Consider the following 19,980-nt stretch of genomic DNA (forward strand, 5'->3'; position numbering starts at 1 on the left):
CGAGGCTCAGGCCGCCACCTGAGGTGCCTGGGGCGCCGGCTCGAACAACGGGAACAGCAGGTTGTTTTCGAGGTGGATGTGGTTGATCAGGTCGTCCGACAGCTGCGCGATGCCAGCGTACAGGGCGCGCCAGGTGTTGCAGGCGCCCCTCGGGGGGGTGGCGTCACCGGTCAGCGCCATCAGCCGTTCCAGCATCAGGCCGTGGCCGTTGTGCTCCTCACGCAGGACATGGATGGGGCCCGAGGCCTGCGGCTGGCTGCCCGCCTGCAGCATCGGGAACAGGATCTGCTCTTCCTTGTCCATGTGGTCCAGCAGCTCGTCCTCCATCGCCTCCAGGTGTTCCGCCAGACCGTGGGGAACGTCGGGGCTTTCGCGGTGAACCGCTTCCACACGGCGTGCCATGCGGATCAGCTCCGGCAGTTGCTCGCGATGCACCGCGTGGTAGCGGGCCAGGATGTGATCGATCATCACCTCCGGCGACTCGGTGACGGGCGGCTCGCTGGAGCGCTCCAGCGAGACCAGCTCGGCCAGCACCGCATCCAGCGGGAGACCCTTGCTGTCGCAGGCCTGCTTCAGCGGCACCTGGCCACCGCAACAGAAATCGAGCTTGAGCCGGCGGAAGACGGCCGTGGCTCCCGGCAGATCGACGGCGATCTGGCCGATGGCCTGCTGCGCGCGGTCGGTGGTGGGGATGGCAACGGTGGGGGTGTGGTTCACGGGGCGTCCTTTAAACATGCACATTCAATGCATGTATTAGAAGATAAAATTCATACCAAGTGAATATTTCCACAGAACGACACGGGGTATCCGGAAGAACGACCCCGCAGGAGATCACGGCATGCGACTGACCCACTGGAGCGACTACAGCCTGAGGGTGCTGATGTACTGTGCGGCCTGCGCGCAGCGCGACAAGCCCGCCACCATCAGCGAAATCGCCGAGGCCCACGGCATTTCGCGCAGCCACCTGACCAAGATCGTGATGACGCTCTCGGGCATGGGCCTGCTGGAGACCACGCGCGGGCGCGGCGGCGGCCTGCGCCTGCTCAAGCCGGCGCAAGCCATCGTGCTGGGCGAGGTGATCCGCCTGACCGAAACCGACTTCACCCTGGTCGAGTGTTTTGACAGCGAACACAACACCTGCCGCCTCGACGGCCATTGCCGACTCAAAGGCACGCTGCAGCGCGCGATGGACAGCTACCTCGCGGTGCTCGACGGCGTGACCCTGGCCGATCTGCTGGAACCCATGCCATCTCCGGGACCTGGCGCGCGCAAGCTCGTGCGGGTGGTGAAACACATCCCCGGGCTGCCGGATTTGTAGGGCGTGACCGAAGCTTGATTTGGGTCAAGCAAATAGGAGTGATTCGTGTTTAGCATCCGACTCGGACGGTGCAGCCTGCCCGTCTTCGAGACACCAAGGATCACCCATGAAATTCACCCCTTTCTTCGCCACGCTCGCGGCCAGTGCCGCCCTGTCCTTGTCCTTCGCCGCGCATGCCAAGGAATTCCCGATCGGCACGCCGCACAAGCTGGCCGGCATGGAGATCGCCGCGGTGTACCTGGCGCCGGTCAAGATGGAGCCCGAGGGCATGATGCGCAAGGCCGAAGCCTCGGACATCCACCTCGAAGCCGACATCCACGCGCTCAAGGACCACCCGAACGGCTTCGAGGAAGGGGCCTGGATGCCCCACCTCAGCATCGATTTCGAACTGCTCAAGCTGGGCACGACCGACAAGGTCAGCGGCCACTTCATGCCGATGGTGGCCTCCGACGGCCCGCACTACGGTGACAACGTCAAGCTGATGGGCCCCGGCAAATACAAGCTGACCTTGCGCATCAGCCCGCCGGGCGACCACGCGGCGCATTTTGGCCGCCACACCGACAAGGAAACCGGCGTCGCTCCATGGTTCAAGCCCTTCGACGTGAGCTACGAGTTCACCTACGCGGGCACGGGCAAGAAAGGCGGGTATTGATGCCCCACCCCTGCCGCGCTGCGCGCGACCCCCTCAAGGGGGCGACACCAGCCGTCCGGCGGAGCCGGCCCGGCGGTGTCCTGGGCTGGGCTGCCTCGCGCTCCGGCAGGTTGAACTGGTGTGTGCGGCTGCTGGCGGCGTTGCTCATGGGTTCGGCCCTGGGCCTGGCGCAGGCGGATGGCATGCCGACCTACCGGCTCACGGCCCGGGAGGGGCGGTTCGAGCCGGCGGAGCTGGTGGTGCCGAAGGGGCTGAAGTTCCGGCTGGAGATCACGAACGCCGGGCCCGATCCGGTGGAGTTCGAGAGCCTGGAGCTGCGCAAGGAAAAGGTGCTGGCGCCGGGCGTGACCTCATCGCTGGTGTTCCGCCCGCTGGACGCGGGCCGTTACCGCTTCTTCGACGATTTCCACCAGACCACGGGGCAAGGCGCCATCGTGGCGCGTTGACACCCACAGGAGCACACCATGGGCGAGGTCATCTTCATCACCTGGCGCGAAAGCGTGGAAGCGCTGCTGGTGGTCGGCATCCTGCGGGCCTGGCTCAGCGAGCGCCCCGACCGGGCCTGGGGCCTGCGCTGGCTCTATGCAGGTGTGGCGCTGGGCTTGGTCGCCGCGCTCGGGCTGGCGCTGCTCATGCTGGGCGCGGCCAGCGTGCTGGACGGCGAGTCCGGCGAATGGTTCCAGGCGGTGATGGTGCTGAGCGCGGCGGCGCTGATCCTGCAGATGGTGTGGTGGATGCGCCGCCACGGCCGCGCCCTGCGGCAGGACCTCGAACACCAGGCCGCTGGCCAGCTCGCGCGCGCCAGCGGCTGGGGCATCGCGCTGCTGGCGGCGCTGGCCATCGCGCGCGAGGGCAGCGAAACCGTGATCTTTCTCTACGGCGTGGCCGGCCGGCACACCGGCGCTGGTCAGCTGGGCTTCGCCGCATCGGCGCTGCTGGGCCTGGGGCTGGCGCTGGCGAGCTTTTGGCTGTTGCAGTCGGGTCGGCGCTGGCTGTCGTGGCGCAGTTTCTTCCGCCTCAGCGAGGCCCTGCTGCTGTTGCTCGCCGCGTCCCTGTGGGTCAACGCGGTGGACCGGCTGATCTCGCTGGACGTGCTGCCCACGCTGGTGGACCCGCTCTGGAACAGCGCCGGCTGGCTGGACGACAGCGGCGCCATGGGCGGCCTGCTCGCGGCGCTGACCGGCTACCGGGCGCAGCCCGCGCTGATCACGGTGCTGGCCTACGTCGGGTTCTGGCTCGGTGTGGCGGCCCTGTTGCGCGCCGGCCAGCCGGCGCGGGCCCTGCCCGCCACGGTGCGGTCATGAGTGCAATTCTGGGCTGTGGCGACGCCAGCTCGCAGCGCAGCCCGCAGGACGAAGGAGCAGCGCTCGCAGCTCCCGTGCCCCTGCACTTCGTGGCGCGCCGCCCGGTGGGCGCACTGCCGGCGCTGGGCGACGCCATGCGCCGCCATGGCCGCCTGATCCGCGGCGTGCAGTGGGCCATCGTGCTGGCCTACGCGGTGCTGGTGGTGCTGCCGGCGTTGCTGCCGCTGCCCGACGATGCCGCGCGCATCCTGAACCACCTGGGCCTGTTCGCGCAGTTCCTGTTCTGGGGCATCTGGTGGCCCTTCGTGCTGCTGAGCATGGTCTTGCTGGGCCGCGTCTGGTGCGGGGTGTTCTGCCCCGAGGGCGCGCTGAGCGAAGCGGTGAGCCGCCACGGGCGCGGGCGCGGCATTCCGCGCTGGATGCGCTGGGGCGGCTGGCCCGCCGGGGCCTTCGTCATCACCACCATCTACGGCCAGCTGGTGAGCGTGTACCAGTACCCGCAGGCCGCCCTGCTGGTGCTGGGCGGTTCCACCGTGGCGGCCGTGCTGGTGGGCGCGTGGGTCGGGCGCGGCAAGCGGGTCTGGTGCCGCCACCTGTGCCCGGTGGGCGGCGTGTTCGGCCTGCTGGCGCGGCTCGCGCCGCTGCACTTCCAGGTGGACCGGGCGCGCTGGGAGGCGCGCACCGGCGGCATCACCCACCTGCCCAACTGCGCGCCCTTGATCGACATCCGCCGCATGGAAAGCGCCGCGGCCTGCCACATGTGCGGCCGCTGCAGCGGCCAGCGCGATGCGGTGACCCTGGTCGCGCGCGCGCCCGGCTCGGAGATCGTGCGCCACGGCGCGAACACGGCCAGCGGCTGGGACACGGCCCTGCTGCTGTTCGGGCTCATCGGCGTGGCGATGGGCGCCTTTCACTGGGGCGCCAGCCCGGGCTTTGTGGCGTTGCGCGTGGCGCTGGCCGACTGGGCGGTGGAGCGGGGCTGGTGGTGGCTGCTGTCGGACAACGCGCCCTGGTGGCTGCTCACGCACTACCCGCAGAACCAGGACGTGTTCGTCTGGCTCGACGGCGTGCTGATCGTGGCCTACATCCTGGCCACCGGGCTGGCGGTGGGGGCCGCGCTGTACGGGCTGTGCCTGGTCGCCGCGCGCGCCCTCGCCCGCCCCGGCGCGCAGCACCACCTGGCCCTGGCCTACGTGCCGCTCGGGGGCTGCGGGGCGTTCCTGGGGCTATCCATGACCACCGTGACCATGCTGCGCCACGAAGGGCTCGCCGTGCCCTGGGTGGACGCCACCCGCGCCCTGCTGCTCGCGGGCGCGGCCCTGTGGGGCCTGTGGCTGGCCTGGCAGTCCAGCGCGGTCCACAGCCAGAGCCGGGCGCGCCGCGCTCTCGCGACCGGCCTCATCGCCGTCGGTGCCGGCCTGGTGGTGGCCGGCTGGTCGGCGCTGTTTTTCTGGTGGTGAGTGCTCCGCACAGGTGCTCACCAGCGGCCTGCTGCTGAGCGTGGGCACGATCACCGACTCGGATCGCGAAACGGTCTGTAGAGCGAGAAGAACTTCATCTCCACAGATCGAAGGTGCAGCTCATCGATGCAATCTCTTGTTCATCAGAGCATTTCGAGCGCCAGCGCGATGCCCTGACCGCCGCCGATGCACAAGGTCACGATGCCCCGCTTCAAGCCGTCGCGTCGCATCGAATGCAGCAAGCGCGTGGTCAGCACGGCGCCCGTTGCGCCGATGGCGTGGCCGTGGGCGATGGCGCCACCCTCGACGTTGACGATGTCTTCCGGCAGGTCCAGCTCACGCAGGCAGGCCAGCGTGATCGCGGCGAAGGCCTCGTTGATCTCGATGCGCTGGATGTCCGTGTGCTTCCAGTTGGCGCGTTCCAGGGCCAGTTTGACCGCCGGCACCGGCCCGATACCGAACATGCCCGGCTCAACCGCCGCGACGCCGTGCGAGACCAGGCGCGCCCATGGCCGCAGCCCCTGCTTCTCCGCAAAGCTGCGCTCCGCAACGATCATCGCCGCTGCGCCGCTGTTGAGCCCTGGCGCGTTGCCGGCCGTGATCGTTCCGTCCTTTCGAAACGCCGGTTTGAGCTTGGCCAGTGATTCGACCGTGGTGTCGGGCCGATGGGCTTCGTCTCTGGAGAAGCTCACCGGTCCCTTGCGGCCGGAGAGCTCGATGGCGACGATCTCTTCCGCGAACTTGCCGGCAGCCTGAGCCGCGCTGAACCGTTGCTGGGAACGGGCGGCCCAGCGATCCTGGTCCTCGCGCGTGATGCCGTAGCGACCGACGAGATCCTCGGTATGCCAGCCCGAGTGTTGACCGCTGAAAGCATCATGGAGACCGTCTCGCAGCATGCTGTCCAGCATCTCAGCGTCCCCCATGCGGTGTCCCCAGCGCGCGCCGGGCACGAGATAGGGGGCCTGGTCCATGTTCTCCATGCCGCCGGCAACCGCAGCCGCGGCATAACCCGCCGCGATCTCGAGTGCCGCCGTTGCGATCGCTTGTGCACCCGATCCGCACACCCGATTCACCGTCAGTGCGGGCACCTGCACAGGCAGTCCGCCGCCGATGGCGGCTTGTCGTGCCGGATTCATCCGAGTGCCGGCCTGGATCACGTGTCCCATCACCACGGTGTCGACGGCTTCGGCGGCCAGACCTGAGCGATGAAGGGTCTCGCGAATCACCGCGGCACCCAGTGCGGACGCGGACGTTTCCTTGAGCGAGCCGCCATAACTGCCGATCGGTGTTCGGACCGGCGCGCAGAGAACGATGTCAGGGGTAGGCATGAGGGCACCTCAGGTTGTTGCGGGTTGATCGAAGCTCAGAGGAGATTTCGCGCCGAGCGGCATCAGGCCGCGGCTTTCGGAACGCTCGCGATTCGCATCGCGTCGTTCAACACCTTGGCAGGCACGTCCGGCCGCTCGAGGACGATGAAGTGACCGGCGCCAGGCACCTGAACGAAGTCGGCGGCAGGAAGGAGCTGCTTGTTGGCTTGTCGGTCCGACGGTCGTGACCAATCTTTTTCGCCGTAGATGAAATGGACCGGTGCACTGATCTCGGGGTAACGGGCGCGGGCCGCGATGAGGCTGGGCAGGTTGCCGTACACCGCGCGGGCAACGACCGGATAGCCGGGCCGACGTCCGACCTTCAACAGTTCATCGAGGTAGTCATCGCGCAGGGCGGCCGCGTTGCCGAGACCCCCACGGAGCACGGCTTGCACGATCGGCTTGGGTTGGACACCCGCGATGGTCTGGCCGACACCCGGCGCCAGCGCGCCGGTCACGACGAACCGGGCCAGCAGGCTGGACCGCGCGATGCCGCCCGCATAGTCATACGCATTGATCGCCACGACACGCCGCACTCTCTCTGGCAGATCGGCCGCGGTGGTGAGGGCGAGCGTCGCGCCCATCGACTCGCCGAGCAGCGTCACGTCGCGCAAGTCGAGGCGGGTGATGAGGCGCTTGACCGCCGCGCGCATCGTGGGCTCGTCATAAGAGGCGCCCGGCACGATCTGCGAGTAGCCCATCCCTGGGAGATCGAGGGCATACACCGTGTACCGATCCTGGACCAGTGGGATGAGGTGACGGAAGTGCTCGGCCTGGGTGCGCACGGTGTGCAGCAAGACCAACGGTGGCCCCATTCCACCCGAGAGATAGCGCAATCGCCCCACGCTTCCCTCGCGTGATCCGAGCGGATCGAGAAAGTGTTGATCCGTCCCGGGAATCTTGATGGCGGACAGTGAATCATTGCTGGTGGGTGGCACGGTGGGTTTCCTTGAATTTTTTTGGGGGGGATGCAGGCCGAATGCGATGCGACCACTCAGCGCAAGGGCTGGTAGCGCGACGCCGCTTCGTTGCTCGACAGGTGGGGCGCCATCGCCTTGCGCGCGCCCTCAAAGGCGTCCCAGAGGGCGCCGTCGTGCAGCGACGGAAGCGTCACCGACTCGCCGCGCTCGAAGCCCTGCAAGGCGGCATCCACCAGGTCTTCGGCACGCATCACGATCTGCGCCGGCAGGTGCTCCACGGGAAGGCCGCCGCGTGCCCAGAACCCGGTGGCCGTCGCACCCGGCAGCACGGCTTGCACCCGCACGCCCTTGCCGGCCAGCTCGTGCTGCAGCGATTGGCTGAAGGCCAACACGAAGGCCTTGCTGCCGCCATACACGCCATTCAAGGCTTCCGGCGAGACGGCCACGATGGAGGCGATGTTGATCAACGCGCCGTTGCCGCGTGCCACGAAGCCGGGCACCGCCGCGTAGCTCAGCCGGGTCAGCGCCGTGACGTTGAGGTCGATCATGCGAGACATCTGGTCCACGTCGCTCTCCAGCAGCGACGTGTGTGTGCCGATGCCGGCGTTGTTGACCAGCAGGGTGATGCTCGCATCGCGCTTGAGCTTGTTTTCCACGCTGCGCAGCTCCACCGGGTTGTTCAGGTCGGCGGGAAAGACCTCCACCGCGCGGCCGTGGCGGCTGCTGATGTCCTCCGCCAATGGGTTCAAACGCTCGCGGTTGCGGGCGACGAGGATCAGGTCGTAGCCTCGTCGCGCCAGGCGGTCGGCGTAGAGGGCTCCAATGCCGGAGGAGGCTCCGGTGATGAGGGCGGTGCCCAAGTTGGTCTGCGTCATGGTGGTGTTCCGTTTCGGGGTTGCGATGGAGCCAATATTGCGCTGTCTGGCGCATGTCGTAAATGACGCTTATAGTCATGTTTTATGCCATCGTCTCCGGAGAATCACATGCACAAAATAGGCTACGTCCTGCCGGCTGGCTTCCAGGTGATGGCGCTGGCCACACAGGCGGTCTTCGAGTTCGCCAACCTGGTGGCGGGCGAGCCCTTCTACGAGATGACTTGTCACTCGATGCCCGGCGGCAGCGTGAAGGCTTCACTGGGCACTGCCCTGCAGACAAGGCCCTTCACCGCGCGCAGCGCGGCCGACACCTGGATGGTGGTGGGCGTGATCGACCCGTTGGCCACACCATCACCACCCGAATTGCTGCATGCGCTGCGAAAGTGCAGCGCTCGGGCGCGTCGGACCGTGGGGCTGTGCACCGGAGCCTTCGTGCTGGCCGATGCCGGCTTGCTGGCAGGGCGACGTGCCACGACGCACTGGGCCTATGCGGACGCACTGCAACAGCGGCATCCAGACGTCCAGGTCGAGCCGGACCGCATCTTCATCGCCGATGACCCGATCTGGACCTCGGCCGGCATGACGGCGGAGCTGGACCTGGCGCTCGGCCTCGTCGAGAAGGATCTTGGCGACGACGTGGCGCGATCAGTGGCACACCGGCTGGTCATGCATCAGCGCCGTTCGGGCGGCCAGTCGCAGCATTCGGAGATCCTGAAACTCGCGCCACGCTCGGACCGCATCGCGCGCGCGCTGGAGCATGCACGCGGCCACCTGGCGCAGTCGCTGGGCGTGGAAGAACTCGCTGCGGCCGCGAACCTCAGCCCGCGCCAGTTCAGCCGTGTCTTCACCGCAGAGACCGGGCAGTCGCCAGCCAAGGCGGTAGAGCGTCTGCGCGTGGAGGCGGCACGCTTGATGATCGAGCGCAGCCGCCATCCGCTGGAGGTGGTTGCACGCGAAACGGGCTTCCGCGACCGGCGCCACCTTCGCGAGGCGTTCATGCGCGGCTTCGGCAAGCCGCCTCAGTCACTCCGGCGCGACGCCCGCCTGGGGTCCTGAAGCGTGTCGAGATGACAGTGACACCGCAACACCAAAAACCTGAATGGGGGCTTCTCACGCCATCAGCGCTGCGAACAGCGGCTCCATGCGGGCCGTCACCGTCGGGTCCATGGCCATCACCCGGCCCCATTCGCGCTGCGTTTCGCCGGGCCATTTGTTCGTCGCATCCAGCCCCATCTTGCTGCCCAGGCCGCTCACGGGTGAGGCGAAGTCGAGGTAGTCGATGGGGGTGTGCTCGATCATCATCGTGTCGCGCACCGGGTCCATGCGCGTGCTCATGGACCAGATGACTTCGGCCCAGTTGCGCACGTCGATGTCTTCGTCCACCACCAGCACGAACTTGGTGTACATGAACTGGCGCAGGTGGCTCCACACGCCCATCATCACGCGCCGCGGATGGCCGGCGTAGGCCTTGCGGATCTGCACCACCGCCATGCGGTAGCTGCAGGCCTCGGGCGGCAGGTAGAAGTCGGTGATCTCGGGGAACTGGCGCTGCAGCAGCGGGATGAACAGCTCGTTCATCGCCAGCGCGAGCATGGCGGGTTCGTCCGGCGGCTTGCCGGTGTAGGTGGAGTGGTAGATCGCGTCGCGGCGCATCGTGATGCGCTCGACCGTGAACACCGGGAACTCGGCGCGTTCGTTGTAGTAGCCGGTGTGGTCGCCGTAGGGGCCTTCAAGCGCGTGTTGCCAGCCGCTGGGGTGCGAGGCATCGGGCTGGATGTGGCCTTCGAGCACGATCTCGGCCGAGGCCGGCACCTGCAGCGGCACGCCCACGGCGCGGACGACCTCGGTGCGTGCGCCGCGCAGCAGGCCGGCGAACTGGTATTCGGAGAGGCTGTCGGGCACCGGCGTGACCGCGCCCAGGATGGTGGCTGGGTCGGCGCCCAGGGCCACGGCCACCGGGTAGGGCTGGCCCGGGTGCTGCCGGCAGTGGTCGCGAAAGTCGAGCGCGCCGCCGCGGTGCGCGAGCCAACGCACGATGAGCTGGTTGCGCGAGAGCACCTGCTGGCGGTAGATGCCCAGGTTCTGCCGTGTCTTGTGCGGCCCGCGCGTGATCACCAGGCCCCAGGTGATGAGCGGGGCCACGTCGTCCGGCCAGCAGTGCTGGATGGGCAGGCGCGCCAGGTCCACGTCGGCACCTTCCCACACCAGGTCCTGGCAGGGCGCGGAGCTGCGTTCCTTGGGGCTCATGTGCCACAGCGTCTTGATCAGGCCGCTCAAGGCCACCATGTCTTTGAGCCCGCCCGGCGCCTGCGGCTCCTTGAGTGCGGCGAGCACCTCACCAAACTGGCGCAGCTCGCCCAGGCTGCTCACGCCCATGGCGCGCGCCACGCGGCCCGTGGTGCCAAACAGGTTGCCCAGCACCGGCATGCAGTGGCCGGTGGGCCGCTCGAACAGCAGGGCCGGGCCACCGGCGCGCAGCACGCGGTCGCACAGCGCGGTCATTTCCAGGTGGGGCGAGACCGGTTCGCGCACGCGCCGCAGTTCGCCGGCGGCTTCGAGCTGGGCCATGAAGTCGCGCAAGTCGCGGTAGGTCATTTCAGCCCTTCCCAGCGCTGGCTCAGCGTGTGCGGCACGTCGAGCAGATCGAGCACGCGCGCCACGCTGGCGTCCACCAGCTCGTCGATCGTTTGGGGCCGCAGGTAGAAGGCGGGCATGGGCGGGCAGACGATGGCGCCCATCTCGGTCACGCTCACCATGTTGCGCAGGTGGCCCAGGTGCAGCGGGGTCTCGCGGGTCATCAGCACCAGGCGTCGCCGTTCCTTGAGCATCACGTCGGCGGCGCGCGTGACCAGGTTGTCCGACAGGCCGTGCGCGATGGCCGCGAGCGTGCGCATGGAGCAAGGTGCGACCACCATGCCGCTGCAGCGGAACGAGCCGCTGGCCGGGCCGGCGCCAAGCTGGGCCGCGTCGTGCAGGGTGTGCACCAGCGGGCGCAGCGCATCGGCGTTCACGTCCAGCTCATGGCGCAGCGTGAGCCAGCCCGCGTCGGACACCACCGCGTGGATCTGCACCCCGGGCGCGTGTTGCAGCACCTGCAGCAGGCGCAGGCCGTAGACCGCGCCGCTGGCGCCGGTGATGGCCACCAGCAGGCGGCGTGGTTCAGGGGGTGGAGGGCTCATCGGGTGGCGTGGCGGTGTCTTGCAAGAGGCGCTGCAGGTCGTTGCGCACCCGGAACAGCACGGCCTCGGCCTGGTCCGGGTCGAAATCCTGGTGCAGGCGCTTGCGCACGCCGTAGACGTTCAACTGGTGGTGCTGGGTGGGTTCGATGCCGTGGCGGCCCAGGCAGTGGCGCGCGCACTCCAGGGGACAACCGTCCAGGACCACGATGGGGCGCCCCGAGCGGGCCGTCTTCAGCAGACTGGGCACGTCACCGCCGATGCCCGCGATGCAGGACATTTCGGCCGTGCCCATGCGGTCCAGCCGCACGGCCACGTGGTTGGCCAGCTGCGCGGCGCTGGAGCAACCGGAGCACGCGTAGACGATGGGCAGGTGGGGGTCAGCGCGGGCCATGGCGGGAACCTGGCGCCCACGAGGGGCGCAACTGCTTCAGACGGGAGCGCATCGCCGCTGGCGCCCATTGCGCAAAGTCGAACACCGGCAGCTCCAGCGCGTCGAGCGCGTTCTTGACCACCAGACCCAGCTCGGTGTCACCCTCCATGGAGAGGCGGCGGTTGAAGAACAGGGTGTCGGGGTCGTCCAGCCGCTGCGCCAGGCGCAGGAAGTCGTGCGCGTTGGCGCTCAGCGTGAGCTCGGTGGCGGGCTGCGGCGCGCTGGCGCGGAACACCGTGCCCCGCCAGGCAAAGTCGAACTTCAGGCCGGCGTCTCGCACGTGGATGCGGATGCGCTGGCCCTGCAGGCGCTCGGCTACGTCGGCAGGCAGCTGGCGCGCCAGCACCAGGTTGAGCCCGGTTACCAGCAGCAGCGAGCCGGGGTACGGCGGCAGGCGCGAGAGCACCGCGGCGAGCGGCGGCGGGACGGTGTGGCGCTGGGACTGGACAAAGGTGTGGGTCATGGGGCGGTGGGGGTGTTCAGGCCAGGGCGGGTTCGACGCGCTCCTGCCCGGGCTGGCCGTGCCAGTAGCCGTTGCAGTCGCGGTCGGGCAACAGGCCGAGCAGCGCGGCGCGCGCCGCAGGGCCGTTCAACGTTTCGCGGCGCACCGCGTCGTACAGGCCGATCACCTCCGCCGTGTGCAAGGACTGCGGGCTGATGCGCGCCACGTCCACGCCGAGCGCCGTCAGATCGTCCCAGGCGTCGATCAAGCTGTGCACCCGCGCGGACTGGGTCTGGATGCCGTTGAACACCAGGAACTCCGCCTGCTCGCGCGTCTTGAGCATCAGGCCGTCGGGGTGGTGAATGCAGCTGAAGCGGCAGTCGTCCTTGGGCAGGTTGCGGTGGCGCGCGGTGAAGCAGCGGGCCGAAAACGCCAGCGGCAGGCGGCCGTGCACGAACACCTCGGTCTGCAGGCCGGCCGGGCGCTGCTGCTGCAGCAGGGCCAGGTCTTGGCGCGGCATCTCCAGCGGCGCCACCCAGCGCGATGCACCCAGCGACGCCATCCATTGCAGCGTGGGGCCGTTGTAGACGTTGAGGTGCGGGCCGGCGACGAAACCGCGTTCACCGGCCAGCGCGCTCACCGCGCCCATGTCGTTGCCCTCGATGACGAAGTCGGTGTTCGCCGCGATCTTCTGCATTGCGCTCACGTCCGAGCCCGACTCCAGCAGCACCTGGGTGGACAGCACGGCGGTCTTGCCCGCCGCGCGCATGAGCTCGGCCACGTCCAGCCAGTCACACAGGCGCAGCTCGTGGCGGCGCGAGCACGTGACCTCGCCGAGGTAGACGATGTCCACCGCCGTCGCTGCCATCGCCTCGTAGAAGTCGAACACGGTCTGGCGCGGCCAGTGGTACTGCAGGGGTCCGAGAGAGAGTTTCATGGTCACTTCCATGGACGGTGGTAGGCGCCCAAGGTGTGCTGCTGGCCCTCCGCCACCTGGTCCAGCGCGGCCATCCAGGCACTCTTGGGCGTGTAGTGCTGGGGCTGGGCCTGGCAGCTGTCGATGGCTTCGCGCCAGACCTTCGTCACCTGGGCCACGTAGGCCGGGCTGCGCTGGCGGCCTTCGATCTTGATCGCGCGCACGCCCATCTGCGCCAGCTGCGGCAACAGCGAGAGCGTGTTGAGGCTGGTGGGCTCTTCGATCGCGTAGTAGCTGGTGTCGTTCTCGACATCGAAGCGGCCCTTGCACAGCGTGGGGTAGCCCGCGCTCTCGCCAGCGGCGTAGCGGTCGATCAACACACCATTGAGCCGCGACTCCAAACCCCTCGGCGTTTCCTGCCAGCGCACCGCCTTGGCGGGTGAACACACGCCGTGCGTGTTGGGCGACTCGCCGGTGACGTAGGACGAGAGCGCGCAGCGCCCCTCGACCATCACGCACAGGCTGCCGAAGCCAAACACCTCGATCTCCACCGGCGTCTTCTGCACCACCTGGCGCACCTGGTCGAGCGAGAGCACGCGCGGCAGCACGGCGCGCGAAATGCCGAACTCGCGGTGGTAGAGGTTGATCGCCTCGGGGTTGGTGGCCGAGCCCTGCACCGAGAGGTGCAGCCGCAGCTGCGGATGGCGTTGTGTGGCGTAGCGCATCAGGCCGGGGTCGGCCAGGATCACCGCGTCCACGCCCAGGTTCACCGCCTTGTCCATCGCGGTGCGCCAGCGCTCCGGCTGCGCGGCCTGGGGGTAGGTGTTGAGCGCCATGAACACCTGGCAGCCACGCGCATGCGCATAGGCCACACCAGTCGCGATGGCCGCGTCGTCGAAGTTCAGGCCGGCGAAGTTGCGCGCATTGGTCGCGTCGCGCAGACCCAGGTAGACGCAGTTCGCGCCATGGTCCACCGCGGCCTTGAGCGCGGGCAGGCTGCCGGCCGGGCAGACCAGCTCCAGGGTGCGGGGGTTCTCTAACGTGCGGTCGGTGGCCATAGATGAGTAGGTCGTGAGCAGGGCGCGGTGGACTGGCCGAAACCAGGCCGGCGCGACCTTATCAACCGCCCACCGCGCGGGCGTTGACCTGGGTCAATGGGCTCATGGCTTGATCTGGCGCAAGTGGCCTGGTCTCAAGCGCAACCGCAGGCCGATCCGCAGCCGGTGGACGGTTGCAGTTCCTCTTCCTCAAACTGCGGAAACAGCAGGTTGTTTTCCGTGTGGATGTGGTTGATCAGGTCGTCGGAGAACTGCGCGATGCCCGTGTACAGAGCGCGCCAGGTGTTGCAGGCGCCCATCGGCGGCGTGGCGTCGTTCGTGAGCTCCATCAGCCGGTCCAGTTGCAGGCCGTGGCTGGTGTGCTCACTGCGCATCATGTTGATCGGCCCGGTGGCCAGCGAACGCCCGCCGCTCCTGAGCAGGGGGAACAGCTCCTGTTCTTCCTTCTCCATGTGGTCCAGCAACTCGGCCTCCATGATCTCCAGGTGCTCGGCCAGACCGGCGGGCACGTCGGGGTTGTTGCTGTGCACCGCTTCCACGCGGCGCGCCATGCGGATCAGTTCGGGCAACTGCTCGCGGTGCACCGCGTGGTAGCGCACCAGGAGGTGGTCCACCATCGCCTCGGGCGACTCGGTGACGGGCAGGGTGTTCGGGCGCTCCAGCTGCGAGAGCTCGTCGAGCACCGCGTCCAGCGGCAGGCCCTTGCTGGCGCAGGCCTGCTGCAGCGGAATCTGGCCGCCGCAACAGAAGTCGAGCTTGAGGCGGCGAAAGACCGCGGTGGAGCCCGGCAGATCAACGGCGATCTGGCCGATGGCCTGCTGGGCGCGGTCGGTGGTGGGAAGGGCAACGGTGGCGGCGTGGTTCATGGGGCTTCCTAATACATGCATGTTTGCTGCATGTATTGGAAGATCAAATTCATGTGGAGTGAATATTTCTATAGAACGACACGAGCTGTCCGAAAGAACGATGCCCCACACGACAGAGCGACGATTTGCCCTTCGCTGCCGCGAATGGGCGCCATCACCCCCCGTCTTCAGAACCGATGCGGATTCCGAAGACTGAGTGCGACCGCAGCATTCGCGGGCGGAGTGGGCGTCGCGGGTTGAATCACGAATCCCAGCAGCTTTGCCTTCTCGCTGAAGCCTGGCGAACAAAAAATGCGTGCCCATGTCGATCCGAAGCGTTACCGTTCGTCGTGGCAGTGGCGGCACCACCCAACACCAACCAACGGAGAAATCACGATGCGATTCATCATCACAGCACAGGCAGGCACGGGCGACGCGAAAACAGACCCGCCAACGGGTTTCGACGAGAAGCTCTTCACGGCTTACATGCAGTTCAACGAAGCGATGCACCAGGCCGGCATCTTGATCGCGTCCGAGGGACTGAACCCTGCGGCGCGGGGCGCGCGTGTCGCGGTTTCGCAGGGCAAGCGGCACCTCGTTGACGGTCCTTTCGCTGAGTCGAAGGAGCTGGTCGGAGGCTTCTACATCATCGAGGTGAAGTCGCTCGAAGAAGCCATTGAGTGGGCGCTGCGCGCGCCCTCCGGGTGGGGTTCCGACGACGTGCTGGAGGTTCGCCAGCTGACCGGGCCTGGTGACCTTCCGCCCGAGATTCTCAAGCTCATCCAATCCGCCGCGCCCACCTGGAGCGCAGCGGTCTGGCAGGCAAGGGAGTAGGTTCCCGGGCGGGCTGGGCGCTGGCCTTTCGCCCCGCCCCGCCGCGTCAATAGCGCGGCACGATGAAGGTGCTCTTCACCTCGACCGGCTGGTGGGCGCCCGCCGTGTCGGGTTCGATCTGGAACACCACCGGCAGCGTCTCTCCGCTGTGGCGCTGAGCCCAGGCCAGCGGCAGCACCAGCCGCACCGCCATGCTGTGGGTGCTGGTCGCGCCGACCAGCAGCCCCGCAGCCGTGTCAAGCCGCAGCCCCTCCTGGCCAGAGACGCGGACGACATAGCCCTGGGGCTGCTCCAGGCTGTTGGTGATCTGCAGTTGGTAGGTGTTCTCGGTGTCGCCGTTGCCGGTCTGGCGCGCCAGCGCACCGCGGTCGCGGCTGACGGCCACGCTGTAGTCGCTGCGGTTCCCGACGCTCCAGACGAAGGCGCTGCCCAGCACCAGCAGCAGCGCGGCGTAGGTCAGCACCCGCGGCCGCCACACCCGGCGCAGCATGCGCGCGACCGACCAGCCCTGCGCGATGCCGTTGCCCGAGGAGTAGCGGATGAGGCCGGGGGCGTAACCCATCTTGTCCATCACCTCGTCGCAGACGTCGATGCAGGCCGCGCAGGCGATGCATTCGTTCTGCAGGCCGTTGCGGATGTCGATGCCGGTCGGGCAGACCTGCACGCACAGCGTGCAGTCGATGCAGTCGCCCAGATCCAATGCCTTCGGGTCGGCCTTGCGCGAGCGCGCACCCCGGTTCTCGCCGCGCTTCGCGTCGTAGGCGATGACCATCGAATCCATGTCGATCAGCGCGCTCTGGAAGCGGGCGTAGGGGCACATGAATTTGCAGACCTGCTCGCGCAGGAAGCCGGCGTTGCCGTAGGTGGCGAAGCCGTAGAAGAAGACCCAGAAGGTGGCCCAGGGCGTGAGCGTCAGCGCCAGGCTCTGTTCGGCCAGGCTGTGGATGGGGATGAAGTAGCCGACGAAGCTGAAGCCGGTGAACAGCGCGATGGCGATCCAGGCCGCCTGTTTGCCGATCTTGCGGGCCAGCTTCTCCAGCCCCCAGGGCTTCGCGTCCAGCCGCATGCGGGCGCTGCGGTCGCCCTCGATGCGGCGCTCGACCCACAGGAAGATCTCGGTGTAGACGGTCTGTGGACAGGCGTAGCCACACCACACGCGGCCGGCGATGGCGGTGACGAAAAACAGCCCCAGCGCCGAGAGCACCAGCAGCGCCGCGAGGTAGATGAAGTCCTGCGGCTGCAGCACCAGGCCGAACACGTAGAAGTGGCGTTCTTCCAGGTTGAAGAGCACGGCCTGACGGCCGTTCCACTGCAGCCAGGGCAGGCCGTAGAACACGATCTGGGTCAGCCAGACCATCACCCAGCGCCAGCGCGCGAAGCGGCCGCTGACCGAGCGGGGATAGATCTTCTGTTGCTGGTCCAGCAGGGGAAAGAACACCGGCTGCGCCGCCGGTTCGGGAGGTGTTGACATGGCGGCGGTGGGGCAACCTAAAATATGCATTTTAGATGCACCTTAGTTGGAACACCAGGCACCGGGCATGTCCTTGCTTGACCCAGGGTCTCCGGGCCAGAATCCCCGCCTCGGTGTATCGGGGCGCGCGCAAAGCCGCTAACCTACACCCATGGCCTCCACCGTCTCCCTCTCGATCAAGCTGATCCGCATCGGCGCGGGCCTGCTGGTCATCGCGCTGGCCTCGATCGGCCTCACGCTGTGGGTGACCTGGCAACTCGAAGGCGGTGCCGCGGCGGTGAACGAGGCCGGCCGCATGCGCATGCAGACCTGGCGCCTCAACAGCTCGGTGGCGGCCCAGCTGCCGGCCAGCGACATCAACGCGCTGGTGGCCGAGTTCGACCAGAGCCTGGGCCTGCTGCGCAGCGGCGACCCGAGCCGCCCACTCTTCGTGCCCTGGGACGACGAGGTGAGCCAGCAGTTCGTCATCGTTGAAGCGCTCTGGCAGAACCAGCGCCCGCTGTGGCTGGGCGAGGTGCCGCCCGACGCCACGCGCTCGCTGCAGGCCGCGGGCGAGTTCGTCGACGCCATCGACCGCTTCGTGCTCGTGATCGAGAAGCAGCTCTCGGGTTACACCGCCATCCTCAACCTGTTCCAGTTCGTGATGATGGCGCTGGCCATCGGCAGCGCGGTGATCATGCTCTACACCGGCTACCTCTACGTGATCAACCCGCTGGCGCACCTGCGCAAGGTGCTGGCGCGGGTGGAAGCGGGCGAATTCGGCACCCGCATCGACGTCGACACGCAGGACGAGTTTGGCCAGGTGGCGGCCGGCTTCAACCGCATGGCCAGCACCTTGCAGTCGCTCTACGAAGGACTGGAGGCCAAGGTGCAGGCCAAGACGCAGCGCATCGAGGCACAGCGTGCCCGGCTGGAAGCGCTCTACGAAGTGAGCGCCTTTCTCGCGCAGGCGAACACCATCGAAGAGCTCTCGCGTGGTTTCTCGCAGCGGGTGCGCCAGGTCATGAAGGCCGACGCGGTGGCGGTGCGCTGGTCCGACGAAGCCAACCAGCGCTACCTGATGCTGGCCTCCGACTGTTTTCCGCAGGACATGCAGGAGGAAGAGCGCAGCCTGCTGGCCGGCGCCTGCGCCTGCGGCAACCTCAAGCCAGACGCCCGCACGCGCGTGATCCCTATCCACACCCACGACGCCGCGCCCATGCGCCACTGCGCGCGCGCGGGCTACGAAAGCCTGGTGAGCGTGCCGGTGCGGCTGCAGCAGCGGCTGATCGGCGAGATCGACCTCTTCTTCCGCAGTGAGGTGCAGCTCAACGCCGACGAAACCGAGCTGCTCGACGCGCTGGCCAGCCACCTCGCCAGCGCGCTCGAAGGCCTGCGCGCCGCCGCGCTGGAGCGCGAAGCCGCGGTGGGTGAAGAGCGGGCCCTGCTGGCGCGCGAACTGCACGATTCGATCGCGCAGTCGCTTGCGTTCCTGAAGATCCAGGCCGGGCTGCTGCGCAGCGCGGTGCAGAAGCAGCAGCCCGACAAGGTGAACACCACGCTGGACGAACTCGACGCCGGGTTGAAAGAAAGCATCAACGACGTGCGCGAGCTGTTGGTGCACTTCCGCACCCGCACCAACACCGACGACATCGAGGCCGCGCTGCAGGAAACGCTGCAGAAGTTCCAGCACCAGACCGGCCTGCCCACGCGCCTGCAGCTGGAAGGGCAAGGCCTGCCGCTGCCGGCCGACGTGCAGGTGCAGGTGCTGCACGTGCTGCAGGAAGCCCTGTCCAACGTGCGCAAGCACGCGGGCGCCAGCCACGTGAGCCTGGACGTGCACAAGGCCGCGCGCTGGTGCTTTGTGGTGCGCGACAACGGCGCGGGCTTCGACACCGGCCAGCAGCGCAGCGAAAACCACGTCGGCATGAAGATCATGCGCGAGCGGGCCGAACGCATCGGTGCCAGCGTCGAGCTGGAGTCAAGCCCCGGCCAGGGCACCACGGTGACCCTGACCCTGCCCCCGTACCCGGTGAGCGCCCAAGGCATCGGCACGCTGGGCCTCAACCTGCAAGAACTGTCTGAGATCCTGCCTGCCCCATGACCCAAACCCCCACACCCCGCATCCAGCTGCTGCTGGTCGACGACCACCACCTGTTTCGCCGCGGCCTGCGGGCCCTGCTCTCGCAGGACGAGCGCTTCGAGGTGGTCTGTGAGGCGGGCGACATCGGCGAGGCGCTGCGCTGCCTGGCGCAGGCGCCCCGGCCCGACGTGATCCTGCTTGACAACCATCTGCCTGGGGTGCGCGGGGTGGACGCCATCCCCACGCTGAAAGATGCCGCGCCGGGCACGCGCATCCTGATGCTCACCGTGAGCGAAAACGAAGACGACCTCGCCGCCGCCCTGCGCGCCGGGGCCGACGGCTACCTGCTCAAGACGGTGGAGTCCGACCAGCTGGCCGAGACCATCGTGAAGGTGCTGGACGGCGAATCGGTGATCAGCCCCGAGATGCTGACCAAGCTGGTCTCGGTGTTCCGCGCCCGCCCGGCCGAGACCACACCGGCCCCTCTGGAACCGCCCAACGGCCCTTCGCCCGCCCTGCTCTCGCCGCGCGAGCGCGAGATCCTGCTGCTGATCGCACGCGGCGACAGCAACAAGCTGATCGCGCGCGCGCTCGACATCGCCGAGACCACGGTGAAGATCCATGTGCAGCACATCCTGCGCAAGCTGGGGCTGAGTTCGCGGGTGCAGGCTGCGGTGTTCGCGACCAGCCATGGGCTGGTTTGAAATCCGCTTGATCCACATCAAGCCCGTGTGATTCCGGCCCCGGGGTAGTTCTTCCGGACGATGCCGCCCTGTGGGCGCATCGTCCTTCTGCCGTGAGCGCGCGTGCCACCGGTGGATGTTCAGCCGCCGGGCAAAACCGGACA

General features: G+C 68.0%; 21 protein-coding genes. 9 read left to right on the forward strand and 12 right to left on the reverse strand.

Going from position 1 to position 19,980, the window contains the following annotated elements; genetic code table 11:
* Positions 1-6: 6 nt before the first annotated feature.
* Positions 7-717, reverse strand: a complete 711-nt coding sequence (gene ytfE / locus B0E41_RS04705; RefSeq protein WP_253194616.1) for an iron-sulfur cluster repair protein YtfE — start codon at positions 715-717, stop codon at positions 7-9.
* A 121-nt stretch (positions 718-838) separates the two neighbouring features.
* Here ytfE (B0E41_RS04705) and B0E41_RS04710 point away from each other — a divergent pair, with 121 nt between their 5' ends.
* From B0E41_RS04710 to B0E41_RS04730, 5 genes are all read left to right on the forward strand, one after another.
* The gene (locus tag B0E41_RS04710; RefSeq protein ID WP_077329369.1) at positions 839-1,318 is read left to right on the forward strand and encodes an Rrf2 family transcriptional regulator; all 480 of its coding nucleotides are present in this window, start codon (positions 839-841) and stop codon (positions 1,316-1,318) included.
* A gap of 106 nt (positions 1,319-1,424) precedes the next feature.
* The gene (locus B0E41_RS04715) at positions 1,425-1,970 is read left to right on the forward strand and encodes an iron transporter (RefSeq protein WP_077329372.1); all 546 of its coding nucleotides are present in this window, start codon (positions 1,425-1,427) and stop codon (positions 1,968-1,970) included.
* Complete coding sequence (locus B0E41_RS04720; RefSeq protein ID WP_253194618.1) at positions 1,970-2,416, forward strand: cupredoxin domain-containing protein; 447 nt, start codon at positions 1,970-1,972, stop codon at positions 2,414-2,416. Before B0E41_RS04715 ends, B0E41_RS04720 begins: the two co-directional genes overlap by 1 nt.
* Before the next feature lie 18 nt (positions 2,417-2,434).
* Positions 2,435-3,274 carry an FTR1 family protein gene (locus B0E41_RS04725; protein WP_077329374.1) on the forward strand — a complete coding sequence of 280 codons (840 nt, stop codon included), beginning with the start codon at positions 2,435-2,437 and terminating at the stop codon, positions 3,272-3,274.
* Positions 3,271-4,734, forward strand: coding sequence for a 4Fe-4S binding protein (locus B0E41_RS04730; protein WP_077329377.1), 1,464 nt, complete (start codon positions 3,271-3,273; stop codon positions 4,732-4,734). The genes B0E41_RS04725 and B0E41_RS04730 overlap by 4 nt, the downstream gene beginning before the upstream one ends.
* A 143-nt stretch (positions 4,735-4,877) precedes the next feature.
* Here the strand turns inward: B0E41_RS04730 and B0E41_RS04735 are convergent, their stop codons facing one another.
* The 3 genes from B0E41_RS04735 to B0E41_RS04745 all read right to left on the reverse strand — a co-directional run bounded on the left by B0E41_RS04735 (position 4,878) and on the right by B0E41_RS04745 (position 7,896).
* Positions 4,878-6,062 carry an acetyl-CoA C-acetyltransferase gene (locus tag B0E41_RS04735; RefSeq protein WP_077329378.1) on the reverse strand — a complete coding sequence of 395 codons (1,185 nt, stop codon included), beginning with the start codon at positions 6,060-6,062 and terminating at the stop codon, positions 4,878-4,880.
* 62 nt (positions 6,063-6,124) lie between these two features.
* Positions 6,125-7,039 carry an alpha/beta hydrolase gene (locus tag B0E41_RS04740; RefSeq protein ID WP_077329381.1) on the reverse strand — a complete coding sequence of 305 codons (915 nt, stop codon included), beginning with the start codon at positions 7,037-7,039 and terminating at the stop codon, positions 6,125-6,127.
* A 56-nt stretch (positions 7,040-7,095) separates the two neighbouring features.
* A complete protein-coding gene (locus B0E41_RS04745) occupies positions 7,096-7,896 on the reverse strand; it encodes an SDR family oxidoreductase (RefSeq protein ID WP_077329383.1) in 801 nt (266 codons plus the stop codon).
* A 108-nt stretch (positions 7,897-8,004) separates the two neighbouring features.
* Between B0E41_RS04745 and B0E41_RS04750 the strand changes: the two genes are divergently transcribed.
* Positions 8,005-8,952, forward strand: a complete 948-nt coding sequence (locus B0E41_RS04750; protein ID WP_077329394.1) for a GlxA family transcriptional regulator — start codon at positions 8,005-8,007, stop codon at positions 8,950-8,952.
* 54 nt (positions 8,953-9,006) lie between these two features.
* Here the strand turns inward: B0E41_RS04750 and ubiD are convergent, their stop codons facing one another.
* From ubiD to ytfE (B0E41_RS04785), 7 genes are all read right to left on the reverse strand, one after another.
* A complete protein-coding gene (ubiD, locus tag B0E41_RS04755) occupies positions 9,007-10,491 on the reverse strand; it encodes a 4-hydroxy-3-polyprenylbenzoate decarboxylase (protein WP_077329414.1) in 1,485 nt (494 codons plus the stop codon).
* Positions 10,488-11,075: a UbiX family flavin prenyltransferase gene (locus B0E41_RS04760; protein WP_077329435.1), complete on the reverse strand. Its 588-nt coding sequence runs from the start codon at positions 11,073-11,075 to the stop codon at positions 10,488-10,490. The genes ubiD and B0E41_RS04760 overlap by 4 nt, the downstream gene beginning before the upstream one ends.
* Entirely contained in the window at positions 11,056-11,466 is a 411-nt protein-coding gene (locus B0E41_RS04765; protein WP_077329456.1) for a putative zinc-binding protein, read from the reverse strand. Before B0E41_RS04765 ends, B0E41_RS04760 begins: the two co-directional genes overlap by 20 nt.
* The gene (locus B0E41_RS04770) at positions 11,453-11,968 is read right to left on the reverse strand and encodes an SCP2 sterol-binding domain-containing protein (protein WP_077329458.1); all 516 of its coding nucleotides are present in this window, start codon (positions 11,966-11,968) and stop codon (positions 11,453-11,455) included. Before B0E41_RS04770 ends, B0E41_RS04765 begins: the two co-directional genes overlap by 14 nt.
* A gap of 16 nt (positions 11,969-11,984) precedes the next feature.
* Positions 11,985-12,884: a U32 family peptidase gene (locus B0E41_RS04775; protein WP_077329461.1), complete on the reverse strand. Its 900-nt coding sequence runs from the start codon at positions 12,882-12,884 to the stop codon at positions 11,985-11,987.
* Between the two features lie 2 nt (positions 12,885-12,886).
* Positions 12,887-13,921, reverse strand: a complete 1,035-nt coding sequence (locus B0E41_RS04780; RefSeq protein ID WP_077329463.1) for a peptidase U32 family protein — start codon at positions 13,919-13,921, stop codon at positions 12,887-12,889.
* Between the two features lie 134 nt (positions 13,922-14,055).
* The gene (ytfE, locus tag B0E41_RS04785; RefSeq protein ID WP_077329465.1) at positions 14,056-14,787 is read right to left on the reverse strand and encodes an iron-sulfur cluster repair protein YtfE; all 732 of its coding nucleotides are present in this window, start codon (positions 14,785-14,787) and stop codon (positions 14,056-14,058) included.
* Positions 14,788-15,162: 375 nt separating this feature from the next.
* Here ytfE (B0E41_RS04785) and B0E41_RS04790 point away from each other — a divergent pair, with 375 nt between their 5' ends.
* A complete protein-coding gene (locus tag B0E41_RS04790; RefSeq protein ID WP_077329467.1) occupies positions 15,163-15,600 on the forward strand; it encodes a YciI family protein in 438 nt (145 codons plus the stop codon).
* 46 nt (positions 15,601-15,646) lie between these two features.
* On the opposite strand, the gene ccoG is transcribed toward B0E41_RS04790, so the two are convergent.
* Positions 15,647-17,071, reverse strand: a complete 1,425-nt coding sequence (gene ccoG / locus B0E41_RS04795) for a cytochrome c oxidase accessory protein CcoG (protein WP_077329469.1) — start codon at positions 17,069-17,071, stop codon at positions 15,647-15,649.
* Positions 17,072-17,222: 151 nt separating this feature from the next.
* Here ccoG and B0E41_RS04800 point away from each other — a divergent pair, with 151 nt between their 5' ends.
* Both B0E41_RS04800 and B0E41_RS04805 read left to right on the forward strand, forming a co-directional pair.
* Positions 17,223-19,154, forward strand: a complete 1,932-nt coding sequence (locus tag B0E41_RS04800) for a type IV pili methyl-accepting chemotaxis transducer N-terminal domain-containing protein (RefSeq protein ID WP_077329472.1) — start codon at positions 17,223-17,225, stop codon at positions 19,152-19,154.
* Positions 19,151-19,837 carry a response regulator transcription factor gene (locus tag B0E41_RS04805; RefSeq protein WP_077329474.1) on the forward strand — a complete coding sequence of 229 codons (687 nt, stop codon included), beginning with the start codon at positions 19,151-19,153 and terminating at the stop codon, positions 19,835-19,837. Before B0E41_RS04800 ends, B0E41_RS04805 begins: the two co-directional genes overlap by 4 nt.
* Positions 19,838-19,980 lie beyond the last annotated feature (143 nt).

Source organism: Hydrogenophaga sp. A37 (assembly GCF_002001205.1).
Taxonomy (GTDB): Bacteria; Pseudomonadota; Gammaproteobacteria; order Burkholderiales; family Burkholderiaceae_C; genus Hydrogenophaga.